Source organism: Bordetella muralis (assembly GCF_965139205.1).
Lineage (GTDB): Bacteria > Pseudomonadota > Gammaproteobacteria > Burkholderiales > Burkholderiaceae_B > Bordetella_A > Bordetella_A muralis.
Map to the genome: position 1 here is coordinate 14,113 of NZ_CBCSIU010000001.1, position 15,031 is coordinate 29,143.

General features: G+C 61.2%; 11 protein-coding genes and 2 riboswitches. All 11 genes read right to left on the minus strand.

What is annotated here, in order from left to right:
- Nucleotides 1–38: 38 nt before the first annotated feature.
- The 11 genes from gcvH to ACNA0I_RS00095 all read right to left on the minus strand — a co-directional run bounded on the left by gcvH (nt 39) and on the right by ACNA0I_RS00095 (nt 15,028).
- Nucleotides 39–416 carry a glycine cleavage system protein GcvH gene (gene gcvH, locus ACNA0I_RS00045; RefSeq protein WP_415804020.1) on the minus strand — a complete coding sequence of 126 codons (378 nt, stop codon included), beginning with the start codon at nt 414–416 and terminating at the stop codon, nt 39–41.
- 61 nt (nt 417–477) lie between these two features.
- Nucleotides 478–1,578 carry a glycine cleavage system aminomethyltransferase GcvT gene (gcvT, locus tag ACNA0I_RS00050; protein WP_415804021.1) on the minus strand — a complete coding sequence of 367 codons (1,101 nt, stop codon included), beginning with the start codon at nt 1,576–1,578 and terminating at the stop codon, nt 478–480.
- A gap of 83 nt (nt 1,579–1,661) precedes the next feature.
- Nucleotides 1,662–1,775: riboswitch (glycine riboswitch) on the minus strand.
- Nucleotides 1,776–1,810: 35 nt separating this feature from the next.
- A riboswitch (glycine riboswitch) is annotated at nt 1,811–1,913 on the minus strand.
- A 140-nt stretch (nt 1,914–2,053) separates the two neighbouring features.
- Nucleotides 2,054–2,947 (minus strand): ZIP family metal transporter, encoded by an 894-nt coding sequence (locus ACNA0I_RS00055; protein ID WP_415804022.1) that lies wholly within the window; start codon nt 2,945–2,947, stop codon nt 2,054–2,056.
- 37 nt (nt 2,948–2,984) lie between these two features.
- Nucleotides 2,985–3,599: a superoxide dismutase gene (locus tag ACNA0I_RS00060; RefSeq protein ID WP_415804023.1), complete on the minus strand. Its 615-nt coding sequence runs from the start codon at nt 3,597–3,599 to the stop codon at nt 2,985–2,987.
- 118 nt (nt 3,600–3,717) lie between these two features.
- Nucleotides 3,718–4,194, minus strand: coding sequence for a DUF2753 family protein (locus tag ACNA0I_RS00065; RefSeq protein ID WP_415804024.1), 477 nt, complete (start codon nt 4,192–4,194; stop codon nt 3,718–3,720).
- 196 nt (nt 4,195–4,390) lie between these two features.
- Nucleotides 4,391–5,620: a BaiN/RdsA family NAD(P)/FAD-dependent oxidoreductase gene (locus ACNA0I_RS00070; RefSeq protein WP_415804812.1), complete on the minus strand. Its 1,230-nt coding sequence runs from the start codon at nt 5,618–5,620 to the stop codon at nt 4,391–4,393.
- 130 nt (nt 5,621–5,750) lie between these two features.
- A complete protein-coding gene (locus ACNA0I_RS00075) occupies nt 5,751–8,012 on the minus strand; it encodes an Orn/Lys/Arg family decarboxylase (RefSeq protein ID WP_415804025.1) in 2,262 nt (753 codons plus the stop codon).
- A 124-nt stretch (nt 8,013–8,136) separates the two neighbouring features.
- Entirely contained in the window at nt 8,137–8,583 is a 447-nt protein-coding gene (locus tag ACNA0I_RS00080; RefSeq protein WP_415804026.1) for a hypothetical protein, read from the minus strand.
- A 113-nt stretch (nt 8,584–8,696) separates the two neighbouring features.
- A complete protein-coding gene (gene dcd, locus ACNA0I_RS00085) occupies nt 8,697–9,260 on the minus strand; it encodes a dCTP deaminase (protein WP_415804027.1) in 564 nt (187 codons plus the stop codon).
- A gap of 42 nt (nt 9,261–9,302) precedes the next feature.
- Entirely contained in the window at nt 9,303–13,166 is a 3,864-nt protein-coding gene (locus ACNA0I_RS00090; protein ID WP_415804028.1) for a translocation/assembly module TamB domain-containing protein, read from the minus strand.
- Nucleotides 13,163–15,028: an autotransporter assembly complex protein TamA gene (locus ACNA0I_RS00095; protein WP_415804029.1), complete on the minus strand. Its 1,866-nt coding sequence runs from the start codon at nt 15,026–15,028 to the stop codon at nt 13,163–13,165. Before ACNA0I_RS00095 ends, ACNA0I_RS00090 begins: the two co-directional genes overlap by 4 nt.
- Nucleotides 15,029–15,031: the final 3 nt, after the last annotated feature.

The window sequence follows — 15,031 nt, forward strand, 5'->3', positions numbered from 1 at the left end:
GGCCGCGCGGGCGCAGCGCCCGCGCGGCGTCAGCCAGATCAGCCGTTGGCGACGGCTTCGTAGCCGGCGGCGTCCAACAGTTTGTCGGCGTCAGCGGCGTTGTCCGGCTTGATCTTGTAGATCCAGGCGGTATAGGGCGAATCGTTGATCAGGTTCGGCGTGTTTTCCAGCTCTTCGTTAAAGGCCACGATCTCGCCCGTCACGGGTGCATAGATATCGGAGGCAGCCTTGACCGACTCAACCACGCCTGCGGTCTCGCCGGCCTTGAGCTTGGCGCCTACGTTGACATCGCCAACGAAGACGAGATCACCCAATTGTTCCTGGGCGTTGTCGGTAATGCCGACGACGAACACGTCGCCTTCGGCGAGCACCCATTCATGGGACTCAGTGTATTTACGATCGGTGGGCAGGCTCATAAAAGCTCCTAAAAATTGGGTCGCACCTGCGCCGGCACCCCTGCCAGCGCATGGCGGCAGTTTACGAGTGTTCGACGGCTTTGCCGTGACGCACGAATGGTAATTTGGTTACCAGGGCGGGCACCCATTTGCCGCGGATCTCGACTTCGACCGTCTGACCGGGTTCGACGCCCAGGGGAACGCGGGCAAAACCCACGGATACGCCCAAGGTCGGCGACATGGTGCCGCTGGTGAGCTCGCCCGCACCCTGCGGCGTGCGCACCGCCATATGGGCACGCATCACGCCACGGTCCTGGAGCTTGAGCCCCACGAATGCGCACGGCGTCGCGAACTGCTCCAGTGCATCGCGGCCGACAAAACGGCGCGAGGCGTCTTTCAGGGATACCGTCCACGACAATCCTGCCTGATTCGGCTGGGTCAATTCGTCCATGTCCTGGCCGTAGAGATTCATGCCGGCCTCCAGGCGCAGCGTGTCACGCGCGCCCAGACCGCAGGGACGCACGCCCTGAGCGGCCAGATCGTTCCACAATGCCACGACCTCGGTGGCAGGCAGCACGATTTCGAAACCATCCTCGCCGGTATAGCCGGTACGCGCCACCAAGGTATCGTCGGCCACTACAGCGGCCACGAAGGGAGTCAGCGGCTCGGTAGCAGCCTGCCATGCCGGACGCGCAGCCCAGACTTTGGCACGGGCGTTGGGGCCCTGCACCGCCACCATAGCCAGATCTCGGCGGGGCGTAATCGTCACGTCGAACCGCCCGGCGGCCGCCACGCGGCGCATCCAGGCAATGTCTTTGTCGGCCGTGCCGGCATTGACCACCACACGCCACTGATCCGCGGCAAAGAAATAGACGATCAAATCGTCCACAATGCCGCCCTGCGGGTTCAGCATGCAGGTATAGAGCGCTTTGCCCGGGACTGTCAGTTTGGCGACATCGTTGGCCACCAGACGCTGCAGAAATTCGGTTGCCTGGGGACCGGCGACATCGGCATTCAACATGTGCGACACGTCAAACATGCCTGCGTCGCGGCGCACGGCGTGGTGTTCTTCCAGTTGCGATCCGTACGCCAACGGCATATCCCAGCCGCCAAAATCGACCATGCGCGCGCCAGCGGCGACATGGGTCTCGGCCAAGGGGGTACGTTGAAGAACAGCGGACATGAACAGGCTCCAGAGTGGCGGCATCGCCTCGAGGTTACGGAATGCCGGTCTGGATGCGGAAAGCGCCAGAAACCAGCTGGATTTTCCGCCCCTCTGTCCTTTTGCCTGAGAGTTGCCCCGCGTTGTGCGGGTTTGCACCTTCGGCGCCTGGGCTACGCACGGAATCCGCGGCGCCAGGTCTCTCCAGAGTGCTGTGTCAGCCCCCGCCTCGGCACACGGCCAGGCAGGAAACTGATGCGTCGCGGTATGGGTTACCTGAGCGATTCCGGGCGAATTGCGCCTTCGGCGGCGACCCTATACCGTGGTGGTGGGCCGCTCTCTCCCGCGACGAACATGACAGCGGAGTGAAGCATACCGCGAAAAGCGGGGTGCCGACTAGCGGCGGCGTGCCGGTTTTCCATCCTCGAAGCGGTTGGACGTTAAAAAGCCCCGCCGGGCCGGGGCAACCTGCCTCAGGCGCAGCGTGAGAGCTGATTTACCCCAGCGCCGTATCCAGCAACATCATCAGGACAAAACCGATCATGAGCCCCCCGGTCGCAAACACTTCGTGGCCCTTGCGATGGGACTCTGGAATGATTTCATGACTGATGACAAACAACATGGCGCCCGCCGCAAAGCCCAGCCCCCAGGGCAGCAACTCCGCGGACCAGCCGACCACGAGGGCTCCCACGACAGCCCCCAAGGGCTCTACGAGCCCCGACAACATGCCCAGCGCCACGGAAAACGCCCGGCTATAGCCCGCCGACAGTAACGCCAGCGCGACCACCAGCCCTTCGGGCACGTCCTGGATCGCAATCCCGGTCGCGAGCGCACTGCCTTGCACCGGGTCGTTCCCCACATACCCCACGCCTATGGCCAGGCCTTCGGGCAGGTTATGCAGCGCAATGGCAAACACAAACAGCCAGGTGCGGCGCAAACGATGCACCTCGATGCCTTCTTTGCCTTTGATGAAATGCTCGTGAGGCAAGAGACGATCCATCGTCAACAACACCGCCGCACCCAACAAAATAGCGCCGCCGACGATGAACCCTGATCCCCAGGGTCCATGCCCCAACTGGCCGGCGGCTTCGAGGCCTGGAGCCACCAGGGAAAAAGCGCAGGCCGCCAACATGACGCCTGCGCCAAATCCAAACATCGTATCCTGCACCTTGTCGGACAGGGTTTGCGAGAACATCACCGGCACCGTGCCCAGCGCCGTCGCGCCCGCCGCCAGCAAGCCACCCGCCAAAGCATTGGCGACGTGGGGCGCGCGCGGCAACAGATATTCCCACAACGCATAAGCGCCCAGACACGCGACCAGGACAGCCAGTGTCCAGACACTGACGCTGGTCAGCTGCGGGCGAATACGGTGACGGCTGAATGTGTTCATCAACAACCTGCGCAAAGGATGCAGCACAAACCGGTACTCAGGCCAAGGCGGCCTCGTAACGGCGGGCCACTTCGGCCCAGTCAATCACATTGAAAAACGCGCCGATGTATTCCGGGCGACGGTTCTGATATTTCAGATAATACGCGTGTTCCCAGACATCGAGGCCCAACACCGGGGTATTGCCCTGCATCAGGGGGCTGTCCTGATTGGCCGAGCTTTCCACCACCAGCTTGCCTTGCGGCGTGACGCTCAGCCAGGCCCAGCCGCTGCCAAAACGGGTCAGGGCCGCCTTGGTAAAGGCGTCGCGAAATGCCTCGACGCCACCGAGATCGGCATCGATCGCGGCCGCCACGCGGCCTTGGGGCTGGCCGCCGCCTTTGGGAGACATGACCGTCCAGAACAGACTGTGGTTGGCATGGCCGCCCCCGTTATTACGGACGGCGCCCCGCACGGCCTCGGGCAGGCTGTCGATATGGGTGATCAGCTTTTCGACCGGCTCGTCACTCGACAGACCAGCGCCTTCCAGCGCGGCATTCAAGTTGTTGATATAGGTCTGGTGATGTTTGGTGTAGTGAATTTCCATCGTCTGCGCATCGATGTGCGGCTCAAGCGCATCGTAGGCGTAGGGCAGATCGGGCAAGGTATAGGGCATGGCAAATCTCCTGTTCGAGCTCCCGGAGGAGCGGTTCGGCTGCCAACGCGAATCGGCAGTCATGAGGGACATGGCGCCTCACACAGCAATCTGAGACGCTCAATATTTCCGTTGAGATTTAGTGCGGCGGCTGCGTCGCATCGCGCCATACCAGCGCGGCGGCGCGGCAGGCGCGCTCATGACCCGGATGACGCTGTAAAAACTGCAGCAGCTCCGCATAAGTCGCACGCCCATGACGCCAGGCAGCCTCACGCCAACACTCCGGCAAGGCGGGATCCAACGCCATTTCATGCAGCAATTCATGTGCCCGACAGGCGTGAGCGGCGGCCAGTTCAGGCTGGGCGGTCAACTCATACAGCGTCAGCAGGTTGTGATGCGACACGACGAGCGCAGCCAATGCGGCTTCGACATCATCCGACTGCCCCGGCAAGGTATCGGCCAGACTCAAGGCCGCGCGGTATTGGGTCAACGCTGCAGCATGATCACCCCGCTCATAGGCACGATTGCCCCGCAACGTCGTCCGCTGCCATACGCCAAGGCAAGACGTCGTCGCAGGAGGCGGTACTGCGGCAGGCCTGGGTTGAATATGGACCATCGAGACTCTCCGTCAGGATGAAATTAATCAATAAAGACAACCTAAATGATAGTCATTTTTATTTAATAAAACAACGCGACGTGTCCTGAGCACGCTCATGGTGCTCAGATTCGAACCAGTCTGGCGTGACGGATTCTGAAGTTGGAAAAAATTTGTCTGATGCGGCGCGGCCTCGACACCTATGCCAGCCGCGTCCTCACAACGCGCGGCCGCACGCCACGCCAGAGGCCCAGGCCCATTGGAAGTTATAGCCGCCCAGCCAGCCGGTCACATCGACCGCCTCGCCAATGAAGTACAGGCCAGGCACGGTGCGCGCCTGCATGGACTTTTGATCCAGCCCGCGCGTATCGACGCCACCGCGCATGACTTCGGCCTTTTTATATCCGGCGGTACCGCTGGGAACGAGACGCCATTGATGAATGCCGTCGGCCAGGGAGCGCAAGGTTTTATCGGGAATGTCAGCTAAACGCTGTTCGGCCAATTCGCTCTTGCCGGCAGGGCTGACCGCTTGCCGCCCGGCTTGCCTGGTTTGCCCGGCGGCCTGATGCCCTGCGTGTCCTGATTGTCCCGCGAAGCCCAGCCATTGATCGGCCAGGCGCCTGGGCCACAGTGCGCCCAGGACCGTATGCAACTGCTGCCGGTTACCCGGCTTGGCTGCGATCAATTCGGCCGCCAGGTCACGGCCCGGCGCGAGATCGATCACGATGGCCTCGCCGGGTTGCCAAAAGCTGGAGATCTGCAAAATTGCCGGCCCCGACAAACCGCGATGCGTGAACAGCAGGTCCTCCAGAAATTCGCCACGCGCACGGCCGGCGCCTGTGACCAGAGAGACCTCCAGCGCCACCCCGGACAACTCGGCAAAAGGCTTCCACTGCGCGGCATCGAAGGTCAGCGGCACCAACGCCGGACGCGGCTCGACGACTTTCAAGCCGAATTGCCGAGCGATTTTCAAGCCAAAATCCGTGGCGCCCAATTGGGGAATGGCCATTCCACCGCTCGCAATAACCAATTTGGCAGCGCGGATCTCGCCCTGGCTGGTGCGCAAGGTATAGCCCGCCTCGGAGCGGCTGATCTCGTTCACACTGCACGGCATGCGCCAATGCACGCGTCCTGTCTGACATTCGGCGCGCAGCATCTCGATGATCGATTCGCTGCTGTCATCACAGAACAACTGTCCGCGATGCTTTTCATGCCACGCCACACGATGGCTGCGCAACAGTGCCAGAAAGTCCTGCGGCGTATAGCCCGCTAATGCCGACCGGCAAAAGTGCGGGTTATCAGACAAGAAATTTGCCGGCCCGGCCCCCAGGTTGGTGAAATTGCAGCGGCCGCCGCCAGAGATCCGGATTTTTTCCGCCAAACGCTCGGCGTGATCGATCAATACAACGCGCAGTCCACGTTGTCCTGCCACGGCAGCGCACATCATGCCTGCAGCGCCCGCGCCGATGATGGCTACGTCAAACACAGGCGGCTCCCCAGCGATGGACAGCTGTCCACGCCGACATCACGGAGCCTGCCGTGCACCGAGTCCAGCACGGCAGTCGCAAACATCGCGCTCACTCTTCGATCAGGCAATCCACGTAATACCGCTTGCTGCCATCGGGCGCGGTCTCTTCGGCCAAGCCGTGGATATAGGTTTCGAATCCCGGGAAACGCTCGTTGAAGTCACGCGCGAACTGCAGGTACTGCACGATGGTGCGGTTAAAACGTTCGCCCGGAATCAGCAACGGAATGCCCGGCGGGTACGGTGTCAGCAACACGCCGGTCACACGCCCTTCCAGCTGCGAGACTTCCACGCGCTCGACTTCGCGGTGCGCCATGCGTGCGAACGCATCCGAGGGCTTGAGCGCCGGCACCATGTCGCTGAGATACATCTCGGTCGTCAGACGCGCCACGTCGTTGGCGCGATAGGCCTCGTGGATCTGCTGGCACAGATCGCGCAAACCCATGCGCTCGTAGCGGCGATGACCGCGGCAGAACTCGGGCAGAATGCGCCACAAAGGCTGGTTGCGATCGTAGTCGTCCTTGAACTGCTGCAACGCGGTCAACAGCGTATTCCAACGGCCCTTGGTAATGCCGATGGTGAACAGGATAAAGAACGAGTACAAACCGGTCTTTTCAACCACCACGCCGTGTTCGGCCAGATACTTGGACACCAGCGCAGCGGGGATACCCGTCTCGCCAAAGCTGCCCGAGATGTCCAATCCGGGGGTGACCAAGGTCGCCTTGATCGGGTCCAGCATGTTAAAGCCGTCGGCCATCTCGCCGAAGCCATGCCAGTGATCATTGGCCTCCAGGAACCAATCATCGCGATTGCCGATGCCTTCGGACACCAAGCGATTCGGTCCCCAGACCTTGAACCACCAATCGTTCTTGCCGAACTCGGATTCCACCTTGCGCATCGCGCGACGGAAATCCATCGCCTCGCGTATGCTTTCTTCGACCAGCGCGGTGCCGCCCGGGGGCTCCATCATCGCCGCCGCCACGTCGCACGAGGCGATGATCGCGTACTGCGGCGATGTCGAGGTGTGCATCAAATAGGCTTCGTTGAAGATATTGCGATCCAGTTTGCGCGACTCGGACTCTTGCACAATGATCTGCGACGCCTGGGAAATACCGGCCAGCAGCTTGTGGGTCGAGTGCGTCGCGAACACCATTGGTCCGTGCGGACGCGGACGGTCCTGACCAATGGCGTGCATGTCCTGGTAATACTCATGAAACGAGGCGTGCGGCAGCCACGCCTCGTCGAAATGCAAGGTGTCGACGTAATCGCCGAGCTTTTCCTTGATCATCTCGACGTTGTAGATCACGCCGTCGTAAGTACTTTGCGTCAACGTCAGGATGCGCGGTTTTTTATTGACCGCTTCGCGTGCAAACGGGTTGGCCTCGATTTTCTTCTTGATGTTCTCGGGGTCGAATTCCTCGAGCGGGATCGGGCCGATGATGCCCAGGTGATTACGCGTCGGACGCAGAAACACCGGGATCGCGCCAGTCATGGTGATCGCATGCAGAATCGACTTGTGGCAGTTACGATCCACCACCACCACATCGCCCGCGGCCACGTTGGCGTGCCACACGACTTTGTTGGATGTGGACGTGCCGTTGGTCACGAAAAAGCAGTGATCCGCGTGGAAAATACGCGCCGCATTCAGCTCGGACTCGGCCACCGGGCCGGTGTGATCCAGCAGTTGACCCAGTTCGTCCACAGCGTTGCACACATCGGCGCGCAGCATGTTTTCGCCAAAGAACTGGTGGAACATCTGCCCCACCGGGCTCTTCAAAAATGCCACGCCGCCAGAGTGCCCCGGGCAGTGCCAGGAATACGAACCGTCTTGCGCGTAATTGACCAGCTCACGGAAAAACGGCGGCGGCAGGCCATCGACGTAGCTGCGCGCCTCGCGGATAATGTGACGCGCCACGAACTCGGGCGTGTCCTCGAACATATGGATGAAGCCATGCAGCTCACGCAGAATATCGTTGGGGATATGCTCGGAGGTGCGCGTCTCACCGTACAGATAAATCGGGATGTCGGCATTACGGAAACGTAATTCGCCGATAAAGCTGCGCAGATTCTTGATCGCGCTGGCCACATCCTCGGGCGAGTCGACGTCGAACTCCTCGTCGTCGATCGACAAGATGAATGCGCTGGCCCGGCTCTGCTGTTGCGCAAAGGAACTCAGATCACCGTAGCTGGTGACCCCGATCACCTCTACGCCCTCGGCCTCAATCGCCGTCGCCAATGCACGAATCCCCAGACCCGAGGCATTCTCGGAACGGTAGTCTTCGTCGATGATAAAAATAGGGAAGCGGAATTTCATGCGGGCGCTCCTGAGGCAAGGCCAAAACGGACGCGAGTGTACAGCGATAAGGAGGCAGCAGGTTGACATCCCGTCAACCTGGCAGGGAGATTTACATCTGGACTGCGCCGATCGAGCAATGACACTAGCTGATCGTCACGGAGGCACGCGTGTTCACCGCGCCGACATAGCGTTGAAAAAAGGCCGGCAATGATTCGGTCTGGCCATAGCGAATCCGCCGCTCAACCTTGGCGATCGCACACAGGCACACGTCGAATTCGGGTTCGCCCGTCACCAGAACCACCGGATCCTCGTCGTCGCATACCTCATACAAACCGCCAAAGTGCCGCCGAGCCACCTCGTACAAATAGGCGGCAGCGCCAACGGTCTGCATCGGAGTCAGCGTGAGGCGCCCTTGATGAGCGTCGCCCAGTACCGAATCCAAAGCGTCGATGCTTTGGAGGGAGTAGTCCAGGGCGGACTGATCAGACACTGCCGTCAAAAAGTCCTCGGCCGCTGCATTGACGCGCTCGACGAACTCATCTTGCGCATCTTCGTCCACATGTTGGGGGTTTTTGAGGAAACCGAACATCGTAGGCTCCTGCGCCGGCAACCCGCGCGATAAGGAAACTCCATTATATTCCGGCCACCCACGTAAAGTTGCAAAAAAGCAACACAAATCAGGCCTCGCCAAGCCGCGCGCCGTCAGGTGCGCGGCAAGGTCACCCCACGTTGGCCCTGGTATTTTCCGCCACGGTCACGGTACGACGTCTCGCAGACCTCGTCGCTTTCCAAGAACAACATCTGCGCGCAGCCTTCGCCGGCATAGATCTTGGCGGGTAGCGGCGTGGTGTTGGAAAACTCGAGCGTGACGTGGCCTTCCCATTCCGGCTCGAGCGGCGTGACGTTGACGATGATGCCGCAGCGCGCATAGGTGCTCTTGCCCAGGCAAATGGTCAGCACGCTGCGTGGGATGCGGAAAAACTCCACCGTACGCGCCAGGGCGAACGAATTGGGCGGGATGATGCACACGTCGCCCGTGAAATCCACAAAGGACTTCTCGTCGAAATTTTTGGGATCGACGATGGTGGAATTGATATTGGTAAAGATCTTGAATTCGTTCGCGCAGCGCACGTCGTAGCCATAGCTACTGGTGCCATAGCTCACGATACGGCCGCCATTGGCCGTGCGAACCTGGCCGGGCTCATAAGGTTCGATCATGCCGGCCTCGGCCGCGCGTCGGATCCAGCGGTCGCTTTTAATGCTCATGGTAATAACTTGCTCAGGTTGGTTAGCAGGTATTTTATCGCCTCAATCGGCAAAGAACGTCCGGTACACCAATGCTAACCCGTTCACTGCCCCGCCCTTCAGGTCCAACGACCAGCGCCGAGACAGTTGATAGCTGGCACGCCCCACGGTTTCCGACCCTGCCATCGCCTGTTCGATGCTCAGCGTGATTCCATTGGCAAAGTGTTTGCTCGCCACCAGGAATTGCGTCGCCAGATCGCTGTCGCTGTCTGCGTTGACCGCACTGGCAACGGTACGATCCGGCAGCAAGCTCCCCGAGCTGCCGATAGCGCCAGAGCGGATACTCACGTCGTCCAGCCCGAACTGCTTGTAAAACGGCTGTCCGCCGCCCAGCAACGCTGCACCGACCGACAACATCAGAGCAGCGTCATTGCCGCTCTCGTCGGGACCGCGGCCCAGCACCAGCCAGGACAATTTCTCAACATCGCTGACATCCGGATACGACACCAGATCGATCCTGGGACGCTGTGCCGTCCCCCCTACCTTGACGCCGGCCTCGACCTGATCGCCGGTACGCAACGCCTCGATATCCAGCAGCGGATTATCCAATCGCCCCTGGAACGTGAGCGTGCCGCGCCGCAGCCGTAATTTTTGGCCATATGCCTCGATGCCACCACCTCGCGTGCGCAATGCTCCGATACCCGTCAGGCGACCGTCGGCCATATGAATCTGGATCGAACCCAATAAGCCCGCATCCAGCCCCATACCCGTAATGTAGAAACGCGGCCCCATATCGAATTTCAGCGTCATGGACATCTGTATCGGCGAATCAGCAGCCTGATCCGTCTCACCGGCTTTAATGACATGGACATCCTCATCCAGGCTCGGAACGCCTTGCAGGATCTCCAGGCTGAACCAGCCCGCATCTGCGGTCAGATCGCCGGTAATCGTCAAGCGGGGCAATTGTGCATCGACATCGACGGTCCCCGACACCATGGCATAGCGGTCGGAACGCTGCAACGCGGGGAACCGATGCAGCTTCAGATGAATCGCGCCTTGCATCGCCTGCAAATCCCACTGTCCCGAGGCCTCGGCATAGCCGTTCTTGGCGTCAGGATTCTCGGTCACCCATTCCTTCGTGCGCCACTCGTCCGGCATCACTCGCAGCGAGGCCGGGAATTTCAACGAGTCCAACACCAGGCGCGTCCCGTCCAGACGCGCATTCAGCGTGCCATCGATGAGCCGCACGCCATCATCGATGCGGACCAGGCGCAACGCTTCACCGCGGATCGTTCCCGCCGTAGTCCATTTGCCATTGAGCGTACCTTGCGCGTCGATCTTCGCCTGGACTTTGCCACGGATCTCCATGGTGTCGCCAACAAACAGGTCTACCCATGTCAGATCGGCAATATCCGCATCGAGATTGACGCGAATCGGGCGTTTGGCATCCAAGGCCATCGCGCCGCCTGCGCCGCTCACCAGCACCGCCGAGGCTGAACCAGATACCGTGCCCATTTTCTGAGTACGGACATCCAGCGTCGCATCCAGGCGGCTGGCGTTGCCGCTGGTCGGCGTCGCTTTGACATCGATCGCGAGATTGGTCAGTCCCAGCGGAATCGGAGGGTCCCCGGGAATGCGTAAATCGCCATCACGGCGGGCGACACGCGCGGTGCCCGACAAAGCCCCTGCGAATTTCAGATCCCACGCGGCATCCAGCGCAATGCGGCGCTGTCCCTCCGATGGACGGGCATTGACACGCTGTCGGCGGGCTTCGGCCGCTGCGGGATCCAGCGCCCGCATGATCTGGCGCAACATGGACGCGGTAATCACGAGATTATCCGCACGGCCAGCCGTCTGCCACCGTCCTTGGCCGCCACGCGATCCTTGATGCGAAAGCACGGCACGCTGTTTGTCCGGCAAGGTCATGGTCAGCTGCGTCGCCCCCACGTCCCATTGCCAATGAGGGGCCTTGGCATCAGGCAGGAACGACAACGTCACAGGCTGCAATGCCGCTGCGAATTTCATCGATTCCGCCGTCAAGCGTTCTACCTTGCCGCGCCAACCGATGAGGCCCGCAGCGCCGTTTTCCGCGGGTCCAGAGCGTGTGTTCGTCTGCGCAGCGGGTGTAGTCCCTGAAGCAGGTGTGGGACGTCCCGGCCCCCAACCGCCGCTAAAAGCCAGATCTGCCTGCATCGGTGCCCGGCCCAATGTATCGGCGCGGGAATCCCCGGGCGTATAACGGGCCGAAAGCTGTCCCTGATGCTGATCCAGCCGTCCGGCCAGCTTGGCTTTCAGCGACGCGCCACCCGGCAGATCCGGCCAGAACGCATCCAGCCGCGGCGTATCGGCGTCCAACGTCAGCGTGCCCTCGCCCCGGCTCAATCCGCCCTGGGCTTTTACGCGATTCGGACCCACGGTGAGATCGAGCAGCAGATCGCGAAGCTCGAAGCCAGCCAGGGGATCAGCGGCATGCGAGGCGGACGTCTCTGGTGCCGATGTCGATGTCGATGTCGATGTCGATGTCGATGTCGATGTCGATGTCGATCCAGATGTTGCCTTAGACTCCGCCTCCTGCAACGCATCAATGCGGCCTGTCAGACTCCCGGCCAATACCTGCTTATTCCAACGGCTGTCCTTGGAAATCGTGGCCTGCACATACGCGTGTTTCAAGTCATAGACATTTTCGACCTGCGCATCGACGGCCATACGCGCGCTCAACAACGCAGGCGGAATCACGTCACCGACAAAATCGCCGATATTCAGCCGCTCGGCATCCAGCGTCGCCACGACCCGATCTATACCGGGCTGTAATGGTAAAGGTTGACGATCCACTGTTACGACGACGCCCGACTGATCCGCCAAGCGCATATTCACATTGGCCGTGCGCAGGGGAAATGGCTGGTCAAGCTCCAGGCCGGCCTGCGCCAACAATTTCAACGCGCCATCAGCGGTTGCGCCATCCAGGCGTACATCCATCTGCTGGAGCGAACCTTCGGCCTGAAGCTGCACCGTCGCTGCGCAGATGGCCGTCGATGCAGCGGAAGCTGCGGCCGTTGGTGCTGCGTCCGTTGAGTCTGCAGTTTTTGGCCCGGCGTCTCGCGATCCCGCCGCTTTCGAGACAGTTGCCTTCGAGGCAGACGCCTTCGATGCTGCGGCTTTCGAGTTGGATGCCTTCGTCGCAGCGTTTTTTGACGCCGCTGCTTTCGCTCCGGCAGCCTTATCGGATTTCGCGGCCAGCATCTGGCTGGCACATAGCGGAGAATCGTCCCCCCGTCCCTGAGCCTGGATATCCAGCGCTGCCTGCAACGGCCATGGTTGAGCCATCCCCAACAATTCGACCTTGCCGTGCATATCGGCAAACACCTGATCGTGCGCCACATGCAAGCTGTGCAGACTCAAGCTGGCGCCCTTTTGATCCGCGCCCAGGCTGACGCCAACGTCACTCACTGCGACAGGCAAGGGCTCGCCGTCCATCGTCACGTCCAGACTGCCCACGGCAAACCGGTCAACCTGTAATTTCACAGGCAAGTCCGGCATGACGAAAGGCTCATCAACCACCATCGGCTCCGGCTCGTCCGGCGTCGTCGTCAACGCCACCTGTACTGTGCCCGCAGACAACTCCTGTACATGCACCAAACGCTGCCCCAAGGCGCTCCACCGTATATCCAGACGCAGATCCGCCAAATCGACAGCCGTTCCCGGGAACACCAACTGCAGACGTCCGACCTGCAACTTGCCGAGGATCGTACCGTTGACGTCTTCTGCTCGTCCGTCAAACTGCTGCGCCACCGCGCCCAGCAACGTGCGCGTTCCCGATTGCGTGCCTGTCAGCCACAATGCAAAGCCGCACAGCAGCACCACCAACGCAATCGGCAGCGGCAACCACCACACCAACAGGTGACGCAACAGCGCTCGCAGGCCCTTCAAAACGCGATCCCCAACGAAAAGTGCAGCCGCAGGTCACGCTCTTTTTGACCGTACGCCAGATCCAGAAAAATGGGGCCCGCCGGCGTGCGCACCCGCAGCCCGGCCCCGTACCCTACATGCATTTCCATCTCGCCGAAAGACTCGGCAGCATCGCCCGCATCGACAAATACGCCCATCCCCCAACGCTCGTCAAAATAATGGTCGTATTCAATACTCGCGACGGCCAACGTAGGTGCCCCTACCACCGCGTCATCTTGCTCCACACCGATACTCTGGTAGCGGTAACCCCGAATCGTACGGGCGCCGCCGGTACGGAACCCGAAATCATCCGGCACCCGGGTCTTCGAATCAGACCAGATGCGGCCGACCTCGCCACGCAGTGTCAACACATCGCGTTCGCCGATAGGCCACCATTTCTGGCCACGCAAGCGGGCGCGGAAGAACGGCTTGCCAGTATCCAGTACCACCCCGACCCCGCCGCCGATGGCAATCAAATTGCCTTCACGCGGATCATATTTGCTATCGACATCCCGCCGCAGCCATTCCGATGTCAGCGTTGCCGTGGGCAAATCGTATTCGTCGCCGCCATCGATTTTTACCTTGTCATAGGCCAACAATGCGCCCCAACGGTTTTCGTATTCGACCCGACTGTCGCCCGCGCCCTTGCGTTCGCGCAACCGCGTCGCCCCCAGGGCAACACGACGGACGTCCAGTCCCTGGATATCCGAATGGCTCGCCAATACGCCAACCGAGTCCTTCTGACCTTTTTCATCAGGTGGCAAATGGAAATCAGCGTAGGCGCGCTGCTCCTGCCGGTCCAGGCTGATGCCGCTCTCCAAGGTCACTGGCAAACCGAACACAACGTTCTGCTGGTATGTCACTTCACCACGCACGCCCACGTCGTCGTCCACGCCGATGGATGCGCTCAGGCGGCGAGCAGGCCCTTCGACCACGCGCACATCAACCGGCAAGGTAACGACACCGTCGGAATCGCGCGATGGGGCGGGCGCCGCCGCGGGTCCGCCTGATACGGCCGGATCCCCGCCCGGCGTCGCTGCCGCCAGATCGTCCGCACCCGAGGAGCGCGTCTGGTCCGACGCTGACCCCAAGGTCACAAAGGCTCCCCGGAAAAACGAGGTAGCCTGCAGGTCCTGCTGCCAATTATCGAGCTTGTCCTGACTGTAGGGCTCGCCCTCGTCATAGCGCACATAACGGCGCGCCAATGAATCGGGCACCCGCTTGAAACCCTGTGTCTTGAGCGGCCCCATACGCACCAGCGGCCCGCTGTCGACAGTGACCGCCAGATAGACCTCCGCCGTGTCGGCGTGCACAGCCGCCTCCGACGCTGTCATGTAGGCCAGCATGAAATCACGCGACGACACCGAATCCAACAGCGCCGCCTTGGCCTTGTTCCAATCACTATTAATAAAGGGCTGTCCGACCGCCAAGGACCAGCTCTTGCGCAGTTCCTCGATGCGCGCCGCGTATTCGGGGCGGGTCACGCGCCCTGTGAACTTGAGATCCACCGCAGCCACCACTGCGCGCTTGCCGGGCTGAATCGTGATATCCCAGGTCTCACCGCCAACATCGGTTCCCGCCTCGAGCGTGACAGTAGGCGTGAAATACCCCTGTGTGGCCAACGCAGCCAACGCGGCATCACGCGCGCGCCGCCGCAGCCGATTGATCTCGCCACCGTCCTGGTCCTCGGCCAGACGCGTAATCGCGGCAACCGCCTCGGTGATAGAAGTCAGTGCCGCAGGCGGTACGCCCCCAGGATCAATAATGACCTCCGGTCCCTGCGCGCGAGCGCTGCCCATCACGCCCAGCAGGCCTACGAGTAACAGTGCAACCCAGACCCGCATATG